The 19,338-nt window shown below is 68.8% G+C and carries 13 protein-coding genes; 6 read left to right on the plus strand and 7 right to left on the minus strand.

From position 1 onward, the window contains the following. On the minus strand, nt 1-1,065 hold the full coding sequence (locus IU459_RS23930) for an SPFH domain-containing protein (protein ID WP_195131813.1): 1,065 nt from the start codon (nt 1,063-1,065) through the stop codon (nt 1-3). Between the two features lie 213 nt (nt 1,066-1,278). Between IU459_RS23930 and IU459_RS23935 the strand changes: the two genes are divergently transcribed. Both IU459_RS23935 and IU459_RS23940 read left to right on the plus strand, forming a co-directional pair. Beyond that, entirely contained in the window at nt 1,279-2,817 is a 1,539-nt protein-coding gene (locus tag IU459_RS23935) for an amino acid permease (protein WP_195131814.1), read from the plus strand. A gap of 128 nt (nt 2,818-2,945) precedes the next feature. Beyond that, nucleotides 2,946-5,411 (plus strand): serine/threonine-protein kinase, encoded by a 2,466-nt coding sequence (locus tag IU459_RS23940; protein WP_195131815.1) that lies wholly within the window; start codon nt 2,946-2,948, stop codon nt 5,409-5,411. Nucleotides 5,412-5,417: 6 nt separating this feature from the next. Here IU459_RS23940 and IU459_RS23945 read toward each other — a convergent pair whose 3' ends face one another. Further along, a complete protein-coding gene (locus tag IU459_RS23945) occupies nt 5,418-5,774 on the minus strand; it encodes a DUF1707 SHOCT-like domain-containing protein (protein ID WP_195131816.1) in 357 nt (118 codons plus the stop codon). Between the two features lie 216 nt (nt 5,775-5,990). Between IU459_RS23945 and IU459_RS23950 the strand changes: the two genes are divergently transcribed. The 4 genes from IU459_RS23950 to IU459_RS23965 all read left to right on the plus strand — a co-directional run bounded on the left by IU459_RS23950 (nt 5,991) and on the right by IU459_RS23965 (nt 12,820). Next, complete coding sequence (locus IU459_RS23950) at nt 5,991-6,725, plus strand: MerR family transcriptional regulator (protein WP_195131817.1); 735 nt, start codon at nt 5,991-5,993, stop codon at nt 6,723-6,725. Nucleotides 6,726-6,969: 244 nt separating this feature from the next. Beyond that, complete coding sequence (locus IU459_RS23955; RefSeq protein ID WP_228838413.1) at nt 6,970-7,551, plus strand: dihydrofolate reductase family protein; 582 nt, start codon at nt 6,970-6,972, stop codon at nt 7,549-7,551. A 99-nt stretch (nt 7,552-7,650) separates the two neighbouring features. Continuing rightward, nucleotides 7,651-10,176, plus strand: coding sequence for an ATP-binding protein (locus IU459_RS23960; protein ID WP_195131818.1), 2,526 nt, complete (start codon nt 7,651-7,653; stop codon nt 10,174-10,176). A 109-nt stretch (nt 10,177-10,285) separates the two neighbouring features. Then, complete coding sequence (locus IU459_RS23965; protein WP_195131819.1) at nt 10,286-12,820, plus strand: ATP-binding protein; 2,535 nt, start codon at nt 10,286-10,288, stop codon at nt 12,818-12,820. 147 nt (nt 12,821-12,967) lie between these two features. Here IU459_RS23965 and IU459_RS23970 read toward each other — a convergent pair whose 3' ends face one another. The 5 genes from IU459_RS23970 to IU459_RS23990 all read right to left on the minus strand — a co-directional run bounded on the left by IU459_RS23970 (nt 12,968) and on the right by IU459_RS23990 (nt 19,144). Beyond that, nucleotides 12,968-13,525 (minus strand): hypothetical protein, encoded by a 558-nt coding sequence (locus IU459_RS23970; RefSeq protein ID WP_195131820.1) that lies wholly within the window; start codon nt 13,523-13,525, stop codon nt 12,968-12,970. Between the two features lie 156 nt (nt 13,526-13,681). Continuing rightward, nucleotides 13,682-14,053, minus strand: a complete 372-nt coding sequence (locus IU459_RS23975) for a hypothetical protein (RefSeq protein ID WP_195131821.1) — start codon at nt 14,051-14,053, stop codon at nt 13,682-13,684. A gap of 1,023 nt (nt 14,054-15,076) precedes the next feature. After that, the gene (locus IU459_RS23980; RefSeq protein WP_195131822.1) at nt 15,077-15,820 is read right to left on the minus strand and encodes a DUF6008 family protein; all 744 of its coding nucleotides are present in this window, start codon (nt 15,818-15,820) and stop codon (nt 15,077-15,079) included. A 176-nt stretch (nt 15,821-15,996) separates the two neighbouring features. After that, nucleotides 15,997-16,638: a TetR/AcrR family transcriptional regulator gene (locus IU459_RS23985; RefSeq protein WP_195131823.1), complete on the minus strand. Its 642-nt coding sequence runs from the start codon at nt 16,636-16,638 to the stop codon at nt 15,997-15,999. 37 nt (nt 16,639-16,675) lie between these two features. Then, the gene (locus tag IU459_RS23990; RefSeq protein ID WP_228838414.1) at nt 16,676-19,144 is read right to left on the minus strand and encodes a phosphoketolase family protein; all 2,469 of its coding nucleotides are present in this window, start codon (nt 19,142-19,144) and stop codon (nt 16,676-16,678) included. Between the last annotated feature and the right edge of the window lie 194 nt (nt 19,145-19,338).

Below are 19,338 nucleotides of genomic sequence, written 5' to 3' on the forward strand. Positions count from 1 at the left end.
TCAGCCTCCGGGCATCGGCGTTCCGCAGGCACCGCAGAACTTGGCCGACGCGGCCGATTCCGCGCCGCAACTGGGACAGTGCCGCGGCTGCGGCGCCAGGCGCGCGCCGCAGTTCATACAGAACCGGGCGCCCGCCGGGTTCGCGGTCTCACAGGCGGCGCACGACACCTGTCCCGCGGCGGGAGCCGCGGGTGGCAGCTGCGGTGCGGCGGAATGGGTGCCGACCTGCTGGCCGATGGCGTTCAAACTCAGAGCGGCGCCGAGGAATCCGCCGTCGGCGCCGTGGTGGTGACCGTGCGCGAAACCCTGGCTGGCGCCGAGTGCGAGTTCACCCGCGGCGTAGCGCTGGAAATCGCCGGTCAGGCGAATGTACTTGACGTCCTTGGCCAGCCGCTTCAGCCGCTCCGCGTCCTCTGGAGCCAGTGAGATGTCGAAGTTGCCGATCCGGGGAATGCGCAGGCCGTATTCGTAGAGCGCCGTGTTCGTCTGGCGCAGCACCGCGGTCTCGATCGGCTGCAACTGCGCCGAGAGCCCGAGCACTTGCCAGTCGCCGCGCGAGATGCCCTGGGTCACAGCGATTTTCATGGCTTTGAGCAGCAAGTCGGCACACCAGCTCTGCACCCGTTGCTGGTCGGTGAGGTCGGCGGTGCCCGCCAGTTGGGTGAGCAGCTCGGCCGGATCGCGGACGGTCAGGGCGAACTCGCCGAACACGCGCAGGGTCACCACCTGCTCGCTGACGGGGTCGAGGATGTCGGCCAGCCGACCGCCGAACCGGATCCCCGGAAACTCTCTGGTGGAGACGAAATACAGCTCGGCGCGATAGAAGTTCCCGCCGGTGACCGTGTCGACCAGTGCGCCGAGCACCGGAAGCTCGGCGGCGTCGATGCGGTGCCGGCCCGGGCCCATCGCGGCGATCACCCGCCCGGACTGGACGAACAAGGCGATCTCGTCGGCGTTGACGATCGCGCGGCTGTAGCGGCGGATGTTGACATCCGGCCACTTGAAGACCAACTGGTTCTTGCGCTCCTCGGGGACCGCGATGAACTCCCGCTCGAACCACGCCATCTGCGCTCCCTCTACTGTCTTTCCCCATCGAGCGTACCGATAACAAGTGGCTCGCTCAATGATTCCTCTTTGCGATCACCGCTGCTCGGACGGCTTTTTATCAAAATCATTGATGTCCAGCATGTTACAAGTGGCGAGTCGCTATTGAACGTACCGCTATCTAACGGTACATTGAGCGAAGTTATGATCGCCGTCACCTGAAAGGCCATCGCCATGACCACAGTTCGACCTCCCGCGGAGGCGCCCGCACCCGCTGCCGCGCTGCATGAGGAGGACGAGGGATACCACAAGGCCCTGCGTCCCCGTCAGCTGCAGATGATCGCGATCGGTGGCGCGATCGGCACCGGGTTGTTCCTGGGTGCGGGCGGGCGACTGGCCAGCGCGGGTCCTGGGCTGTTCCTCGTCTACGCCATCTGCGGCGTCTTCGTCTTCTTCATCCTGCGGGCGCTCGGTGAGCTGGTCCTGCATCGCCCCTCCTCCGGATCGTTCGTCTCCTACGCGCGTGAGTTCTACGGCGAGAAGCTGGCATTCGCGGTCGGGTGGATGTACTTCTTCCACTGGTGTATGACCGGGATCGTAGACATCACCGCCATCGCGACGTATGTCCATTACTGGGGAGCTTTCGAAGCGGTACCGCAGTGGCTGATCGCCCTGGTCTCCCTCGCGGTCGTGGTGAGCATCAACCTCATCTCGGTGAAGTGGTTCGGCGAGCTCGAGTTCTGGGCCGCGCTGATCAAGGTGGTCGCGCTGGTCACCTTCCTGATCGTCGGCACGGTGTTCCTCGCGGGCCGTTTCAAGATCGACGGACAGGTCACCGGCCCCAGTGTCATCACCGACAACGGCGGGCTGTTCCCCTCCGGCCTGCTGCCGCTGGTCCTGGTCACCACCGGCGTCGTCTTCGCCTATGCCGCAGTGGAGTTGATCGGCACGGCGGCCGGTGAGGCGGAGAACCCGGAGAAGATCATGCCGCGCGCGATCAACTCTGTGATCGCCCGTATCGCGCTGTTCTACGTGGGTTCGCTGGTCCTGCTCGGCCTGCTGCTGCCCTACACCGCCTTCAAGAACGGTGAGAGCCCGTTCGTCACCTTCTTCTCGAAGCTCGGCCTGGACGGTGCCGGTTCGGTGATGAACCTGGTCGTGCTGACCGCGGCGTTCTCCAGCCTGAACGCCGGCCTGTACTCGACCGGCCGCATCCTGCGTTCGATGTCGATGAACGGCAGCGCGCCCACCATCGCGGCGCGGATGTCCAGCGGCGGCGTGCCCTACGTCGGCATCCTCGCCACCGGCGCGGTCGCGCTCATCGGCGTCGGCCTGAACGCGGTGGTGCCGGAGCAGGCGTTCGAGATCGTGCTGAACATGTCGGCGCTGGGCACCATCTTCGCGTGGGCTGCCATCGTGGTCTGCCAGCTGCAGCTGTGGCGCTGGTCGCGCACCGGCCGGGTGGAGCGGCCGTCCTTCCGGCTGATCGGCACGCCGTACACCAGCTTCGCGACGCTGGTCTTCCTGGTGGCCGTGGTCGGCCTGATGGCCTTCAGTGACGACCACGTGCAACGCGGAGCCGTGATCGCCATGGTCGTCATCATGATTCCCGCACTGGTCGGTGGCTGGTTCCTCGCCCGCAAGCGGGTGCTGCAGATCGCGGCGGTCCGCGAGGGCGTCACCGGACAGTTCCCGGTCCTGGCCGAGCGGCCGCAGCGCCGGGAGCACGGGGGGGACACCGTGGTGATCCTGGACAAGCCCGACGAGGAGTGAGGCAGTATCCGCCCCGGGCGTTCCGCCCGGGGCGGAGCTATTCCCAATGCCGGGAACAACACTCTGCGCATCGACAGGCGGCGGACCAGAATGAAACCCCGATTCAACGGTGGGTTTGAGAGGTTCGTATGCCGGAGCACCCCAGCGCCTCCGACCGTCCGCTCGCGCATCCGTGGGCGAATCGGCGAATGCGCGGCACCGAAGTGCCTCGGCGAACTTCCCACCCCTGGGCGACTCGGCACCTGCTCAAAACCGAAGTGCCCCCACGACTGCCCGATCCGTGGTCGACACCGCGGTGGGTCGAGGAGCGGTCGAAGCGTGCCGTCGCCGTGGACTCCGTCCCGAGCGCCGTCGGGCCCCCGACCGCGCCGGGCGCCGCGCCCGGTACGGACACCGGGGCGGAGCCGACCATCGGCACCGCCGAGCTGCTGCTCGGTGAACTCGAATCGGAACCCGGTTCCGGGCGCAGCGCGCGCTCGCGGCCGAGCGTGCGCAGATTGGGCGGTGGTCTGGTGTCCATGCCCAAGGTGAGTCCGCTCGATCCGCGCACCGCGGTCATGCAGGACCCGGAAGTCCCTGAGCACAAACGATTTTGCTGGAAGTGTCAGCAGCCGGTCGGCCGCACGACCGAAGCCGGGCCGGGTGCGGTCGAGGGGGAGTGCGGCCGATGCGGTTCCCCGTTCAACTTCCGGCCCTCGCTCCAGCCGGGCGAGATGGTCGCCGACCAGTACGAGGTGCAGGGCTGCCTGGCCCACGGCGGGCTCGGATGGATCTACCTCGCCGTCGATCGCAACGTGAGCGACCGCTGGGTGGTGCTCAAAGGGTTGCAGAACCCGCTCGATTTCGAAGCACACGTGGTCGCCCTCGCCGAACGCCAGTTTCTCTCCGAGGTGGCCTATCCGGGCATCGTCAAGATCCACAACTTCGTCAAGCACCGCTCCGGCCGCGACGTGCCCGACGGCTACATCGTCATGGAGTACGTCGGCGGACGCTCGCTGAAGAAGATGCTGGACCTCCGTGCGCCGGATCGCATTCCGGTCTCCGAGGCGATCGCCTTCATGATGGAGATCCTGCCCGCGCTGGACTATCTGCACTCGTTCGGGCTGGCCTACAACGACCTCAAGCCGGACAACATCATGGTCAGCGAGGACGAGGTCAAGCTGATCGACCTCGGCGCGGTCGCCGCGATGGAGTCCTACGGCAGCATCTACGGCACCCCCGGCTATCAGGCGCCCGAGATCACCGAGACCGGCCCGACCGTGGCTTCGGACATCTACACCGTCGGGCGGACGTTGGCCGCGCTGGTCATGGAGATGCCCAAGAACGCCGACGGACACCAGCTGCCCGGCATCCCCTCGCTGGAACAGGAGCCGCTGCTGCGGCGCTACCCGGCGCTGCACCGGCTGCTGGTGCGCGCGACCGAGCCGGATCCCGCCCGCCGCTTCCCGACCGCCTACGCCATGTACGGCCAGCTCGCCGGTGTCCTGCGGATGGTGCTGGCCTACGACACGGGCAAGGAGCACCCCCAGGCGTCGCTCGAATTCGGCGCGATGCGTGGAGATTTCGGCATCGAAACGCTGATCGGGCAGACCGACGGGATGGCCGACGGGCGGCACCGGTTGCCCGCGCTGGACGCGCCGAGCGTCGTCGCGGCGCTGCCGGTTCCATTGATCGACGGCGAGGACCCCAGCGCCGACCTGCTGTCCACGCTGCTGCACGGCGACCCGAGACACGCCCTGGACGCGTTGCGCCGCACCGCCGACCGGATCGTCTCCGGGACGATTGGGGAACCGGAGACCTTCGAGCTGGAGGGCACGCTCACCGCGGTGCGCGCGCACCTCGATCTCGGTGAAGTGGTGCCCGCGTGCGACCGGCTCGCCGACCTGCGGACCGACTACGGCACCGACTGGCGTATCGAGTGGTACTCCGCCATCGCCGCGCTGCTGGACGGCCAGTGCGAGCGCGCCTTCGAGTACTTCGATCTGGTGCACCGCATGCTGCCCGGCGAGATCGCGCCCGCGCTGGCTCTGGCCGCGACGGCCGAACTCACCCTGCAACACCTCGGGGACGCCGCCGGCGACACCGACTGGGGCGGGCTCGCCGAGGAGTACTACCGCACCGTCTGGCGGACCAACCACGGCGTGGTGAGCGCTGCCTTCGGTCTGGCGCGCAGGCTCGCCGCGGACGGCGGGCTGCTGGAGGCCGTCGAGGTCCTGGACCAGGTGCCGGAGGCGTCGCGATATCAGAACGTCGCGCGGATGACCGGGTGTCTGCTGTTGGTCTCCCAACCGATACCGGAGACGACCGAGGCCGACCTGCTCGAGGCCGCCGCGCGCCTGGACGCGGCGCCGGACGAGCCGCGAGCGCTGCAACTGCAGGTCATCGTGGTGGGCGCGGCGCTGGAGTGGGTGCGGGCGGGCGGGCAATCGGCCACCCCCGAGGCGACCCTGCTCGGGTTCCCGTTCACCTTGCTGGGGCTGCAACGCGGGCTCGAGTCGAGCCTGCGTGCGCTGGCGCGGATCGCGCCGCATCGCCTGCACCGGTACCGCTTGGTCGACCTGGCCAACTACGTGCGGCCGAAGTCGCGGTGGTGACCGGACTCAGATCGTCCGCGCGGTGAGCATGAAAATCGCTGGCGCGGCCAGGATCACCAGCAGCCACAGCCAATTGCCGGTGGTCACGGCGAGCACCACCGAGAACACCACGGCCGCCCCCGCCAGGACGACGAGGCGGGGCAGTGGATTGGCCGCGGTCGGCTCGGGTGCGGGCGGTGTGCTGCCGGGCAGGTCGGCGAACAGTTCGGCTAGCTGAGCTCTGCTGGTCGCCGCCGCGACGGCCGCGCTGAGCTCGTCGAACTCGGCCAGGCCGATTCGGCCCGCGCCCAAGTGCTGGGTCAGCTCGCGAAGCGCCCGCTCACGGTCGGCGATACTGGCCGGAGTGCCCGCAGATTCACCCATGCCGGAAGGATAGGTGCAGCGGCAAAAGCGGTGCACCGCGTGGTTTTCCAAGGACGGGAAGGGCGGTCGGCCACGTGCTGTGCGGGCGCCTGGCGGAGCATGGCGCGCGCCCACGCGCATGACGTTTGCTGGATTGTCGCTAGAGACCGGTCGGTTGCGCAGGCAATGGCCGTGCACCGGCCGCCGCGCCGTGTTGCGATGTGGTTTCCTTGAAGTATGACTGCGGGTGTGGAGTACACCATCGACGAGCTGGCGCGTGAGGCCGGTACGACCGTGCGCAGCCTGCGCGTTTACCACGAACGCGGGGTGCTGCCGCCTCCGCAGGTCAAGGGGCGGACCGGGTTCTACGGCGCCGACCATCTCAACCGGGTGCGCACCATCAGCAGGCTGCTCGACCGGGGGATCAAACTCAACGGCATCAAGGAATTGCTCAACGCCTGGGACCGCGGTGACGACCTCGGCGACATCCTGGGCGTGGGCGAGCCCGGCGCACCCGAGACGGCCGTCGCCGAAACCGGAGACACCGTCGCGGCGACCGAGCTCGCCGAGCGCTACCGCGACGTGCCCAACGGTCTGGCGCGAGTCGTCGCCGCGGGCCTGTACGAGCCCGTGGACGCGGCGACCTACCGGATCGCGGATCGCCGGCTGGCACACGGCTTCGATCGCCTGACCGCCGCGGGCATCCCGGCCGATCAAGCGCTCGGCGAGCTGGAGCGGCTGCGCGCCGACGCCGACCGGATCGCCCGCCGCTTCGTCGACCTGTTCCGGGGCACCATCTGGGCGTTGTTCCAGGATTCCCCGGGCGGCCCGGCGGAGATCGCCGACCTCGGGCAACAGCTGGCCGCCGCCCGCGCGATCCCCGGTGAAACCGCCGCGGAACTCGTAAACCGCTTCATCGCAAAGTATCTCGACCAAGATGCCGAGGTCGCCGAGATACTGCCCGGGGACTGATCGGCTGGTGCGGCCGAAACCGCTGGAAACATCTCTATTTCAGATTCCCATCAGTGGCGATACGTAACAGTAACGTGCCGTTAATTAGCGGTATATTGGCCTGATTCGGCGCGCGTTCGCACTGTTGCGACGCTACCTATGGTCGGCTACCTAAGTATGTCTTCCCCCGACCTACCGATGCGCCGAAGTGTCGCTCTCCCCGACAATCTGACGGTCGCACAAGGGCAGCAGATGGGTGTGGGCAATGGGAAGCGTGACGCTGTGGATGCAGATGTCGCTCGACGGCTTCGCGGAGGGGCCGGATGAGGAAATCCACTGGCCGGTGGTCGACGAGGAACTGTGCGAGTCGTTCCTCGACGAACTGCGTTCGGCCGATCTGTTCCTCTACGGCCGCAAGACGTACGAGATCATGGCATCGTTCTGGCCGACCGCCGATGTGGATCCGGCGATCTCGGAGTTCTATGTCGATTTCGCGCGGTGCTGGAAGCAGACGCCGAAGCTGGTCTTCTCCCGGACCCTGCCCACCGCCGGGTGGAACACCCGCATCGTCCGGGAAGATCTCGTCGAGCAGATCACCACGCTACGCGCGCAGCCAGGCTGCGATATGGTGCTGTTCGGCGGGGCCGAGACCGCGTCGGTGTTCATGAAGCACGACCTGATCGATGAGTACCGGCTGTTCGTCCACCCCATCCTGCTCGGTGGCGGTATCCCGCTGTTCCCGACGCCCGCGGTGGCCTCGGGGCTACAGCTCGTCGACGTGATGACGTTCGACAGCGCGGTGGTCCAAATGCACTACCAGCAGACGGCCTCGGCGTCGATCGGCTAGTACACGCACGCGGCCGCCCGCCGCCCACGCGGCATGTGAGACGAACGTTAACCTCTGATTGCTCAGCGCGTCGGCGCGTCGTCGGCTAACTTTCGTTTTATGTCCGTGGTTCAGGCACCAGGCGACGTGCTGCCTGCGTCCACCAGTGAATTCGTCGGCCGGGAAACGGAATTGGACCGGCTGGGCGAGCTGCTGGACGGCGACGCCCGCCTGATCACCCTGGTCGGGCCCGGCGGTATCGGCAAGACGCGATTAGCCGCGGAGGCGCTGCGCCGTGGCTCACGGGCCGGTCGCAGGCCGGTCTACTGGGCACGGCTGGCCGAATTGGAGCCCGACAGCACCGCTACCGCGCAGGACGTGATGCAGTCCGCGGTGCGCACCGATCTCAGCTCCCCGCCGACCCGCGCCGCGCTGGTGCGCACCTTCACCAGCGGCGACCGTTCCGCGGAGCGCGCGGTTCTCGTGCTGGACAACTGCGAACACTTGCTCGGCGCGGTCGTGGCGATGATCGCCGAGCTGCTGGATGCCGCGCCCGGGTTGACCATCCTGGCCACCAGCCGGGAACCGATCGGCTGGGCCGACGAGTACCTCCTGGCCGTGCCGCCGCTGTCGCCGCGCCAGTCGCTCGAATTGTTCCGCCAGCGCGCCGAACTCATCGGACGGGCGATCCCGGACGATCGCGAGCAGGTCGCCGTAGCCGCCCAGATCTGCCGCCGGGTGGACCACAACCCGCTGTTCATCCGGCTTGCCGCGGCCCGGCTGCGGCATCAGCCCGCGACGATGGTGCTGCGGGAACTCACCGGCGACGCCGACGACAAGCGCCTGCGCTGGACGCACGGAGCCCGGGCAGGCGCCGAGGAGCGCCACCGTGGCGTCTACGACGTCATCGCCTGGTCCTTCGCGCTGTGCGGCGCTCCCGAGCAACTGCTGCTGGAACGGCTGTCGGTCTTCGCCGCGGGATACGAGACCGACGACGAGTCGGTTCGTGGCGGCATCGATCTCGACGCCGCGATCGCGGTGTGTGCCGACGACTCCCTTCCCGCGCGCGAGATCGAACACCTGCTGGAGCGGCTCACCGAGCAATCGCTGGTGTCGGCGCATCTGACCGCGACGACGGTCAGCTGGTACCTGGTGGAAAGCGTGCGCGTGTTCGCCCGCGAGCACCTGCGCCGCCGCGACCGCGGCGAGTTCGATCGCCTCGCCGCCCGGCACCGCCGGTACTTCCGGGACAAGGTCGTCGCCGGACAGGCCATGTGGCTCGGCCCGCACGACCTGGCCTGGCTGGCCTGGGCGCGGTCGGCGTGGAACGACATCGTGCTCGGCATCGAATCCGGCCTCGCCGATCCGGCGGAGGCCGTGATCGCGCTGGAGACCGCGACGGTGCTGCTCTCGATGAAGGTGCCGTTCGTCAAGTCCGGTGCGGGCGCGCTGACCCGGCTCACCGAACGCGCGCTGGATGCGACCAAGGCGGCCGGGATCGGTCCCTCCGGAGTCGCCGACCTCGCCACCGCGCTGCTCGGCTGGATCGCGTTGTGGCAGGGGCGGACCGACAACATCCCGCAGCTGCTCGCCGGCTGCGTGACCGAGCCGGCCGAGGCGGGGCCGCGCTACACCGACGTGGATTTCGGATTGCCCGCGCCGGTGGAATGGATGTGGGGACTCGAGCTGATGCTGGTGCGCGGCGACCCGCGCGCGATCACCGTCCTCACCCGCGCCCGGCACAAGTTCGCCGAGCAGGGCGACCGCATCGGCGCCGAGCGCAGCGACGTATTCGTGGCGTTCTGCTCCGCCCTCGTCGGCGACCGGCAGCAGGCGCTGGAGAACACCGCGCGGTTCCTGGAGCGGTCGGTGTCGTCCGGCTCGACGCTCTCGACGGCGTGGGCGGAGATCGCGCGGGCGGTGGCGCTGGCCAAGCATGGGTCCCCCGCCGAGGCGCTGGCGATGACCCACGGCGTGCTCACCCGCCACCGCGGGGAGCAGGACACCTGGACGGCGACCTGGGCGGTGGGCGCGCATATCGTCGCGATGGCCCAAGTGCTCATCGCCGAGCGGGACGGCGGTGGCGATCCCGCGACGGTCGCGACCGAGATCGCCTATCTGGTGGGCAGTTTCAAGACACGGCAGCGTTCGATGGGTATCGCCGTGGACCGGGTGCCGCTGGTCGCCGCCGAGATCCGCAGCGCCGCGGAGGTCGCCCGCACGGTGCTCGGCGATCGGGCATACGCTTCGGCCGAGCGCCGGACCCGGCTGCGCCCCGAACTGGACGCGCTGTGGTGGCCGACCACCGAGTCGGCGCCCCAGCCCCAGCCCCAGTCCCAGCCGCGGCGACCGGACCGGCCGAGCGCTGCCCGCCCCGCGTCGCGGCGGCCCAGCTCGCGCTGGAGCGAGCTGTCCCGAGCCGAACGCGACGTCGCCGTCCTCGCCGCTGCGGGCTGGCCCAACAGCGCCATCGCCGCCCGGCGACGCAGCTCCATCCGGACGGTCGACGCGCAAGTCGCCGCCATCCGGCAGAAGCTGATGATCGCCTCCCGCGCAGATATCGCCGGCCACATTCCCGACGAACTCGCCGACCGCGTCCGCCACGAATCCGAGCGACGGCCTCGGCGCGGACGCAGGCGCGCCTGATGGGCGCGGGACGCAGTCCGTCGATAGTCCGCGCATGGCCGGAGCGAAGGCGGAGGCACGTACTAGGCTGCTCCTCCCGGTGGTTTCTGGATCGATAGGTGTGGGCGGCATGTCGGAAGTGAACGGCGGCGGTGGCAACGGCCCCGCCGTGCCCGGCGAGTTCGTGGGCAGACACGCCGAGCTGCGACAGATCGACGCGCTGCTGTCCTCGTCGAGCGCGCGGTTGATCACGCTGGTGGGGCCGGGAGGCATCGGCAAGACGACGTTGGCGGTCGAGGCCGTGCGCCGCTATCGGGATGCGGCACGGCACGCCGTCTACTGGACGCGCCTGGCTCGGCTCGCGGCAGGCGCGGAAACCGGAGCGGTCGCCGAGGAAGTGCTGCAGTCCCTCGCGAAGAACGGCATCACGGGCCGGTCGGCCTGGGACGGCTTGGTGGCGACGTTCAGCGAGGACGACGACGAGTCGTACCGGACGATTCTCGTGCTCGACAACTGCGAACACGTGCTCGGCGGGGTCGGCCCGCTGATCGTCGGACTGCTCCAAGCGGTGCCCGGCCTGACCGTCGTCGCGACCAGCCGGGAGCCGGTGGGCTGGATCGATGAGCACCTGGTCACCGTGCCGCCGCTGTCCAGCGCGCACGCCCTCGAATTGTTCCGGCGGCGTGCCGAGCGCACCGGACGGCCGATTGCCGAGGACCCCGGACAGCTGGCCATCGCAGCGCGGATCTGCGGTCATGTCGACAACAACCCGCTGTTCATCCGGCTGGCCGCGGCGCGACTGCTGCACCGGCCACCCGCGATCGTGCTGCGCGAGCTGTCCGGCGACACCGACGACCGGCGCCTGCAGTGGACGCACGGCGCCAGGGGTGGCGTCGGGGAACGCCACCGCAGCGTGCGCGACGTGATCGCCTGGTCCTACGGCCTGTGCACCGACCTCGAACAGGTGCTGCTGGAACGGATGTCGGTGTTCGCCACCGGTTGCGATTCGGAGAACGAGGAATCTCCGTGCGGCGCGGAAGCCGACGCGATCGTGGCGGTCTGCGCGGACGCGTCGCTGCCCGCCGAGGAGATCGATCGGTTGCTCGAGCGTTTGGTCGAACGGTCATTGCTGTCGGCGCACATCACTCCGACCGCGGTTCGGTACTACCTGCTGGAGAGCGTCCGGGTGTTCATGCGCGACCGCTTGTCGGCGCGCGGCGACGACATCGACGAGGCGCGGCTGCTCGCCCGGCACCGGCGGCACTACCGGGACCGGGTCGCCGCAGGCCCGGCCACCTGGTCCGGCCCTCGGGAGCAGGAGTGGATCGACTGGGCGCGCACGGCCTGGGACAACATCCTCATTGCCATCGAAACCAGCCTCGCCGACCCAGAGGAGGCCGTCGTCGGACTGGAGACCGCCGCGACGCTGATGGCGTTGCGTGTGGCGTTCATCACCGGTTCCAACCGTGCTATCACAGGTCTCGCCGAACAGGCACTGGAAGTCACCGCCCAGCTCGATCCGCCGCCGACCAGGCTGCGCATCAACGCCACCGCGCTGGTCGGCTGGATCGCCATCTGGCAGGGCAGGCACACCTACACCGCGCAATTGCTGGACGAGTGCGCCGCGGAGTGCCTGACCGACCCGGAACTGCGTCGCGGCTGGCGGGAGACCACGGCGACCGACGTGGGCCTGCCCGCCCCGGTGGAGTTCACCTGGGGCTTGGAACTGCTGCTGATCCACTTCGACCTGCGTGCGGCCGACGTACTGTCGCGGGCGCGAAGGAAATTCGCCGCGGTCGGCGATCGGGCGGGGGAGCAGCGCAGTGAGTTGTTCGAGACGCTCACCTACGCCAATATCGCCGACGCCGACGTGGCGCTCGGGGCCACGCGCAGGCATCTGGACCGGGCCATCGACTCCGGCGCGGCCTGGGCCATCGCTTGGGCGGAGCTGGCCTTGATGATCGCGGTGTCCAGGCATGGCGACCCGCACGAGGCGGTGCGGCTCGGACAGTCCACGCTGGAGCGCCTGCTGACCACGGGGGATACCTGGACGGCGGGCTGGGTTGCCCACTTCAGCATGATGGCGAAGACATATCTGCTCTCCGCCCGGGTCGACGCGGGCGACACCGGCAGCGCCGAATCGATCGCCGCCGCCACCGAAATCGCGCATCTGCAAGGCGGAATCGACACGCTGCACCGGTCGATGGGCATCGTCGCCGACCGGGTGACGCTGGTGGCCCGCGGCACCGCCCGAGCCATCGAGGTGGCCACCGCCGTCATCGGTGAAGAGGTTTACGCGGCGGCCGCCCAGCGCGGCGCCCGCCTGCGGCCGGAACGCGACGAGCTCCAGTTGTTCCTGCTCGGCAGGCTGCCCATCGCTCAACTCCCGAGTCCGCGCCCGCGAGCCAGGACCGTCGCCTCGCGCTGGGACGAGCTGACTCCGGCGGAGCGCGAGGTCGCCGTGCTCGCCGCCGCGGGCTGGGCCAACAGCGCCATAGCCGGGCGCAGGGGCAGCTCGATCCGGACGGTCGACGCACAGGTCGCGGCGGTGCGCAGGAAATTGATGGCGGCCACCAGGGCCGACATCACCTGGCATATCCCGGAGCAGCTGGACGAGCGGGTGCGGCTGGAATCCGAGCGGCGGCCCGCGCGACGCTCGGCTTGATTCGCGAACAGGCAATGCTCGGTCTCGCTTCGCTCGAAAGTGGAGGCGGGGCCAGTGTGGTTGCGCTGGATGCGAAACACCTCAACGCAACTACGCCCATAACCGTCGCCGCGGTTATGGGCGTGAGTGCGCGTTATTCGGGTTCGGTCAGATCAGCGAGCCGTCGTGGCAACTGCCCGACGACCGCCAGGACGGCCGCGGGCCCGTGCCGGGATCGAACGCCCACTGGTCGATCGGTCCGGCGGCTTTCCAGTACAGCGCGCCGCGTCCGTCCGCGACCACCTGGTATACGTCCTCGGAGCCCTCGATGAGCTGGTTGCCGACGCAGTAATCGTTGTAGTCGGTACCGAATTGGCGTGCGCCCGCGCTGAACAGGCCGGCGGGGTTGGTGTACGCGCCCGGGTTGGGAACGGTGCTCCCCCGCCGCGCGTCTCCGCGGTGCCAGGAGGACGTATGCCAGTACGGAGCGCCACGACCGTCGGTGCCGCAGAAGAAGTTCCAGCCGCCTGCCACGACCGTCGAGCCCTGGCCGTAGGCGCCACCGGCCCAGAGGCAGGCAGCGCCCTGAGCCTCGGCGGTGCCCGCGCCGAGGCTCAGGCCGCCCGCCGCCACCACTGCCGCCGCCAGCAGGGTGAGCGTTCGTGCCGTCGCGGTCCGCTTGTGGTTACACGCGGTCGCCTGGCGGAGACCTCTAATCTTGCTCATTGGTGCTTCTCTTTCGTGCGCTATCCCGGCCGTCGACGGAGTCGGGGGCCTCGGGAATGATGATGGTTCAAGTAATGTGCCGCTATATAGCGGTAAGATCAGTCCGAAAAGTCGGGTGGCCAGGTGGTGTTGCGAGCGAGTGCGCCTGCTGGTCGCTCAGTTGCACCAGCGGGCCTGCGGCTTGCACACGGTGTAGCCGCTGCCGTCCGGGCGGGTCGTGCGCGACCAGGTCGAGCTGTTGTTGTTGCCGGTGACGGTGTCGCTCGGCCCGGGCTGGCTCTGGCGCTGGTGGTAGTCGCGGCGAGCCTGGTCGGCCGCGTTGGCCTCCAGCCGGTCGCTGTTGCGGTGGTGTTGACCCATCGGGTCGATGTGGGTCCAGCCATGGTCGTCGCCGGTGCCGTTGCGCGGGTCGGAGGGACCGTGCGACTCGTCGGCGACGCCGATGCCAGCGGCGCCCGCGGTGAGTGCGCCGATGATCGCGGCACAGGTGAGCAGTCGCCGGGCGGTATGCGTGATGGTGGCGTTCATCGTAAGTCTCCGTGGGGAATTCGACCTGTGCGCGGTGCGGTTCGGGATGCGGCGGTGCGGCGAACGGCGGGTGTCGGGGTTGCCGCGCGAGGTGTGGGCGGGAATGGAATCGCGGCGGCATCCGTCGCGGACATGTCGTCCGCGGGGCGGTGCCGGTCGGCACGGTTCCGGTCGTCGGAGTGGGAAGAGCCCGGCCTGTCGTCTCCGTGGCGGCCCGGGTACGCGGAGCGCGGGGCCTCGACGGTGTCGGGCCCGGCCAGCGCTGGGTCCGGCGCCGGGGTTTCCGGCGTGGCCGCTATCGCGCTCACGATCAGCGGGCGGACGAGCCAGGTCTGCGTCCGTCGCTGGCGTGCCGTGATGCCGGTCATCGTTCGTGTCCGATTCATCTCGCCACCTTCGAGAGCGAGGATCGGCCCGGTGCGGTCCGATCAACGACTCCCTGTCTATCGTGCCGTTGGATAACGTCACATTAATCGACGGGCAGATGACTTGTCGAGTGCTTTTCTCCGTGTTGGGAAGTCTGCGTGTCGCCGACTCGGGGGCCGCCCCATGACCAGCGGCAATGGGCGGGCCGAAAGGCCTGTCGCCGGCAATATTTCGTCCGTGTTAACTCGGCAACAGCTGTCCGGCCGGGGTGGGTGTCATAGCACGGCTGCCGAAAGGTGATGTGGCTCGCGGAATTCGCGGCGAGGTGGCATGGACGGACGCTGGCAGCCGCCGACCCGAGTGACCGGCGATCATGGGCTGCTCGAGTGGTTCACTGCACGGATCTTCGGTGGCTGAGCTGCTGTAAGAGATCGTGCCGGCGTGCGGACGCGCTATCGGCGGGACTTGGCGGATTACGTCAGTGGCATGGATTCCGGGCTCACGGCCGCTAGAAGGAGTCCGCGCGCGTGCACCATCCAGGTGCTCTCTTGGTCGAGCGGAGCTCGGGAAGATTGGCCCTGTCGTCGTGGGGCGAATACGAGAAACCGCGCCTGCCGCAGGTGACTTGCAAGCAAGCGCGGTTTCGATCTCGAGAAATCAGGCTTCGACCGCGTAGGCCGCGGCCACCGGCTCCTTCGCGGCCGGAACCTTGCGAGGCTCGGCCGCGGCGGCGGGATCGCGGAACGGGGCTTCGATGACGGCCCGTTCACGCCACAGGTGGTACAGCGCGAGCGCGAAGATCGTCGTGCCGATCACGTTGGCCAGGAAGTGCCACCAGACGCGGTAGGCCGACGCGCCCGCACCGGGATCCAGCAGGCCGAAGATGGTCGACAGCCCGATCGCCTTGGTGCCGAACACGACCGTGAGGGTGAGCGCGAGATGCTCGAGCCCGTGGATGCCCTGCATCAGCACGCCCATCCGGCCCCACTTGCGCGCCTTGCTCTCCAGCGCGTGATGGGTGACCAGCGCGACACCGACCAGCCCGGCGAGGAAGTGGAAGTTGCCGACCAGGTGCAGCAGCTCCATACCCAATGACGGCTTCATATGGTTGACCTGGCCGAAGCCGTTGGCCAGGCCGGTGCCCCACGGGGTCATCCACGCCGGTGAGTTCGGATGCTGGATCCAGTACCCGACCTGTGCGACATGTTCTTGGAAGTGGCCGATCTGGGCGATCACGCCCAGTCCTATGACGCCGAGCGCGGTGCGGAACATCCAGGGGCGCAATGGTTTACGCAAGGCGACGACCAGCACGCCGATGGCCGCCCACATCACCACCATCCACGCCACCATCCCTATCGCGCCTAGGATCTCCAGTGCGCTCGCTTCGGCCGTGTGGTTCATGGAACCCCCTTCTGTCCGCCCTCCGGCAACGGCGACGGATGGGATGTGCAACGAAACGCGTGCAGACGCGTTATTCGCAAGATACAAGCCGATGCGCCGCTTGTCCGAAGTATCCGAATGTCCAGGGCTACCTGATCATTCGTACACGTGTTATGCGCAAGACTTATAGCGCATGTTCAGGCGGGCTTCAGGAATCCCTCGATGATCCGGCGGGCGCGCTCGGCGGCCTCGGGGTCGCCGATCCGCAACGCCGTGTTGGTAGCGCAGAGCACCGCGTCGATCTGGAACGCGGCCAGATCCGTGTCCAGCTCGGCGATCTCACCCGCGGACACCGCCGCGCGCAGTTCCCGTTCCAGTAGCCGCACCCATGCTCGCTGGTCGCGCAGCAGCGCGTCCCGCACCGGGCCCGGCTTGCTGTCGTGCTCGGCCATGGTCGCGACACGGAAGCATCCGCCCGCGAACAACGGCGTCTCGGCGTACACGATCCAGTGGTCGACCAGTGCTCGCAGGCGGGCGACACCGTGCGGCGCGGATCGTGCCGGCTGCACGACCGCTTCGGTGAACCGATCTCGTGCGTAATCGATCGCGGCCAGTTGCAGCGCCTCTTTGGTGCGGAAGAGGGTTTGGATGCCCGCCTTGCTCAGTCCGGTGCCGGTCGCCAGCCTGCCGAAGCTCAAACCCGAGAGCCCGTCCAGCGAGGCGATGTCGACCGCCTGCCGCAGTACTGCCGCGCGGGTCTTCGCGCCGCGCAGCAGACGTTTGTCGGTGATGCCCGCGGTGTGCTGCTCGGGCGGCGAAACGGCGTCGACACCTTCCATACGGTCGATCGTACGTTCTCCGTGCCGGTAGGCGCACTCAGGCGCGCTGGTAGGGCCAGGTCCAGTCGGCGACCTCGGGGATGTCCTCGCCGTGCTCCCTGGTCCACGCACGGGCGCTCCAGCGCGCGTCGACCATCTCCTGCCGCAGTCCCGCGGCCCGCTCGCGCAGCGTCGGGACGCGATCGATCACATCCATCACCAGGTGGTAGCGGTCCAGGTCGTTGAGCATCACCATGTCGAACGGCGTGGTCGTGGTACCGCGCTCTTTGTAGCCGCGCACGTGCAGGCCGCCGTGATTGGTGCGCCGATAGGTCAGCCGGTGGATCAGCCACGGATAGCCGTGGAAGGCGAAGATCACCGGCCGGTCGCGGGTGAACAGGGTGTCGAACTCGCTGTCGGGCAGCCCGTGCGGATGCTCGTCCCGGGGTTGCAGGCGCATCAGATCGACCACGTTGACCACCCGGACGCGCAACTCGGGCAGACGTTCGCGCAGTATCGCCGCCGCCGCCAGGGTCTCCAGTGTGGGGACGTCACCCGCGCAGGCGAGCACCACGTCCGGCATGGTGCCGACCTCGTCCCGGTGGCAGGCCCAGGGCCAGATGCCGATGCCGCGTGCGCAGTGCTCGGCCGCGTCGGTCACCGACAGCCAGTCCGCCTGCGGTTGCTTGCCCGCGACCACCACGTTCACGTAGTGCCGGGAGCGCAGGCAGTGGTCGTAGGTGGACAGCAGCGTGTTGGCGTCCGGCGGCAGATACACCCGCACGATCGAGGCCTTCTTGTTCAGCACCACGTCCAGGAAGCCGGGGTCCTGATGGGTGAAGCCGTTGTGGTCCTGCCGCCAGACATGCGATGACAGCAGGTAGTTGAGGCTGGCGATCGGCCGCCGCCACGGCACCGCCGCGCTGGCGTCGAGCCATTTGGCGTGCTGGTTGAACATCGCGTCCACGATGTGGATGAACGCCTCGTAGCAGGTGAACACGCCGTGCCTGCCGGTGAGCAGGTATCCCTCCAGCAGGCCCTGGCACATGTGCTCGGACAGCACCTCGATCACCCGGCCGGTGCGATCGAGTTTCTCGTCGCGAGCATCGATATCGGCCTGCCAGTCGCGTCCGGTGACCTCCAGGATGTCTTGCAGCCGGTTGCTGGCCAGCTCGTCGGGTGCGAAGGTCAGGAAGTTGTCCGGATTGCTCTTGGTGACCTCGCGCAACCACCCGCCGAGCACCCTGGTGGCCTCGTGCCGGGTCGCGCCCGGCGCGGGCACTTCGACGCCGAACTCGCGCCAGTCCGGCAGGCGCAGGTCGCGGACCAGCATGCCGCCGTTGGCGACCGGATTGGCGCTCATCCGCCGATCACCGTCGGGCACCTGGTCGCACAGCTCCGACACCGGCTTGCCGGTTTCGTCGAACAACTCCTCCGGGCGATAGGACCGCAGCCACTGTTCCAGTACCGCGCGGTGCTCCGGGTCGGTGCGCGCGGCGGGCAGCGGGACCTGATGTGCGCGGAAGGTGCCCTCGACCGGGTTGCCGTCCACCATCGGTGGACAGGTCCAGCCCTTCGGCGTGCGCAGCACGATCATCGGCCACGCGGGCCGTATCCCGTCGGTGCCGCCGCGCGCGGCGCGCTGGATCTGGGCGATCCGCTCGAGACCGGCGTCCATCGCGCCGGCCATGGCCTGGTGGACAGCGGCCGGATCATCGCCGGCGACGACGATCGGCTCGTAGCCGTATCCGTGCAGCAGTGCGAGCAAGTCCTCTTCCGGGATCCGCGCCAGGATGGTCGGGTTGGCGATCTTGTATTCGTTCAGCGCCAGGATCGGCAGGACAGCGCCGTCGCGCGCCGGGTTGACGAACTTGTTCGCATGCCAGCTGGTGGCCAGTGGACCGGTCTCCGCCTCGCCGTCGCCGATCACGCAGAACACGGTGAGATCGGGGTTGTCCAGCGCGGCGCCGAACGCGTGCAGCAGCGAGTAGCCGAGCTCACCGCCCTCGTGGAAGGAGCCAGGCGTCTCCGGTGCGCAGTGACTGGGCACGCCGCCAGGGAAGGAGAACTGGTGGAACAGCGCGCCCATGCCGGTGGCGTCCTGGGGAATGTGGCTGTAGAGCTCGGAGTAGGTGCCCTCCAGCCAGGCGCATGCGTTCGGGCCCGGCCCGCCGTGCCCGGGCCCCGCGACGAACACCGCGTTCAAGCCGCGCTGCCGGATCGCGCGATTCGCGTGGGTCCACACCAGATTCAGTCCGGGCACGGTGCCGAAGTGGCCGAGCAGGCGCGGCTTGATGTGCTCGGGTCGCAGTGGTTCGCGCAGCAGCGGATTGGCCATCAGGTAGATCTGGCCGACCGAGAGGTAGTTCGCGGCCCGCCACCACGCGTCCACGGACGTCAGCTCGTCGGGCTCCAGCGGGCCCCGGACGTCCGCGAGCCGGTAGGGAAGCGGAGCGACGGTCTCCCCACTCGAACCGCCGACATTGTCGGCCGAAGTATCGCCGCCTGCACTGGCCATATGGGTCATGCGCCGACTCTCCTCACGCTCGGGGCATCCGGGACGGTGGCGCGACCATGCGCGCCGCCCCGGATCGTGCACGGCTGCCGATAGCAATCGGCCACGCGGAATGGAGAATTCACCGCCAGCTTAACGGGATCTGCGATTCCGGCGTGGCGAAAGCGTGTCGCGCGCGGACTATCGACGGACTACGTCCGGCTGCG

The organism is Nocardia amamiensis, from assembly GCF_015477605.1.
GTDB classification, from domain to species: Bacteria; Actinomycetota; Actinomycetes; order Mycobacteriales; family Mycobacteriaceae; genus Nocardia; species Nocardia amamiensis_A.

What these genes read in the sequence shown, in the direction of transcription:
- IU459_RS23930 (WP_195131813.1), bottom strand. Translation starts at nt 1,065, where the DNA reads ATGGCGTGGTTCGAGCGGGAGTTCATCGCGGTCCCCGAGGAGCGCAAG.
- IU459_RS23935 (WP_195131814.1), top strand. Translation starts at nt 1,279, where the DNA reads ATGACCACAGTTCGACCTCCCGCGGAGGCGCCCGCACCCGCTGCCGCG.
- IU459_RS23940 (WP_195131815.1), top strand. Translation starts at nt 2,946, where the DNA reads ATGCCGGAGCACCCCAGCGCCTCCGACCGTCCGCTCGCGCATCCGTGG.
- IU459_RS23945 (WP_195131816.1), bottom strand. Translation starts at nt 5,774, where the DNA reads ATGGGTGAATCTGCGGGCACTCCGGCCAGTATCGCCGACCGTGAGCGG.
- IU459_RS23950 (WP_195131817.1), top strand. Translation starts at nt 5,991, where the DNA reads ATGACTGCGGGTGTGGAGTACACCATCGACGAGCTGGCGCGTGAGGCC.
- IU459_RS23955 (WP_228838413.1), top strand. Translation starts at nt 6,970, where the DNA reads ATGGGAAGCGTGACGCTGTGGATGCAGATGTCGCTCGACGGCTTCGCG.
- IU459_RS23960 (WP_195131818.1), top strand. Translation starts at nt 7,651, where the DNA reads ATGTCCGTGGTTCAGGCACCAGGCGACGTGCTGCCTGCGTCCACCAGT.
- IU459_RS23965 (WP_195131819.1), top strand. Translation starts at nt 10,286, where the DNA reads ATGTCGGAAGTGAACGGCGGCGGTGGCAACGGCCCCGCCGTGCCCGGC.
- IU459_RS23970 (WP_195131820.1), bottom strand. Translation starts at nt 13,525, where the DNA reads ATGAGCAAGATTAGAGGTCTCCGCCAGGCGACCGCGTGTAACCACAAG.
- IU459_RS23975 (WP_195131821.1), bottom strand. Translation starts at nt 14,053, where the DNA reads ATGAACGCCACCATCACGCATACCGCCCGGCGACTGCTCACCTGTGCC.
- IU459_RS23980 (WP_195131822.1), bottom strand. Translation starts at nt 15,820, where the DNA reads ATGAACCACACGGCCGAAGCGAGCGCACTGGAGATCCTAGGCGCGATA.
- IU459_RS23985 (WP_195131823.1), bottom strand. Translation starts at nt 16,638, where the DNA reads ATGGAAGGTGTCGACGCCGTTTCGCCGCCCGAGCAGCACACCGCGGGC.
- IU459_RS23990 (WP_228838414.1), bottom strand. Translation starts at nt 19,144, where the DNA reads ATGACCCATATGGCCAGTGCAGGCGGCGATACTTCGGCCGACAATGTC.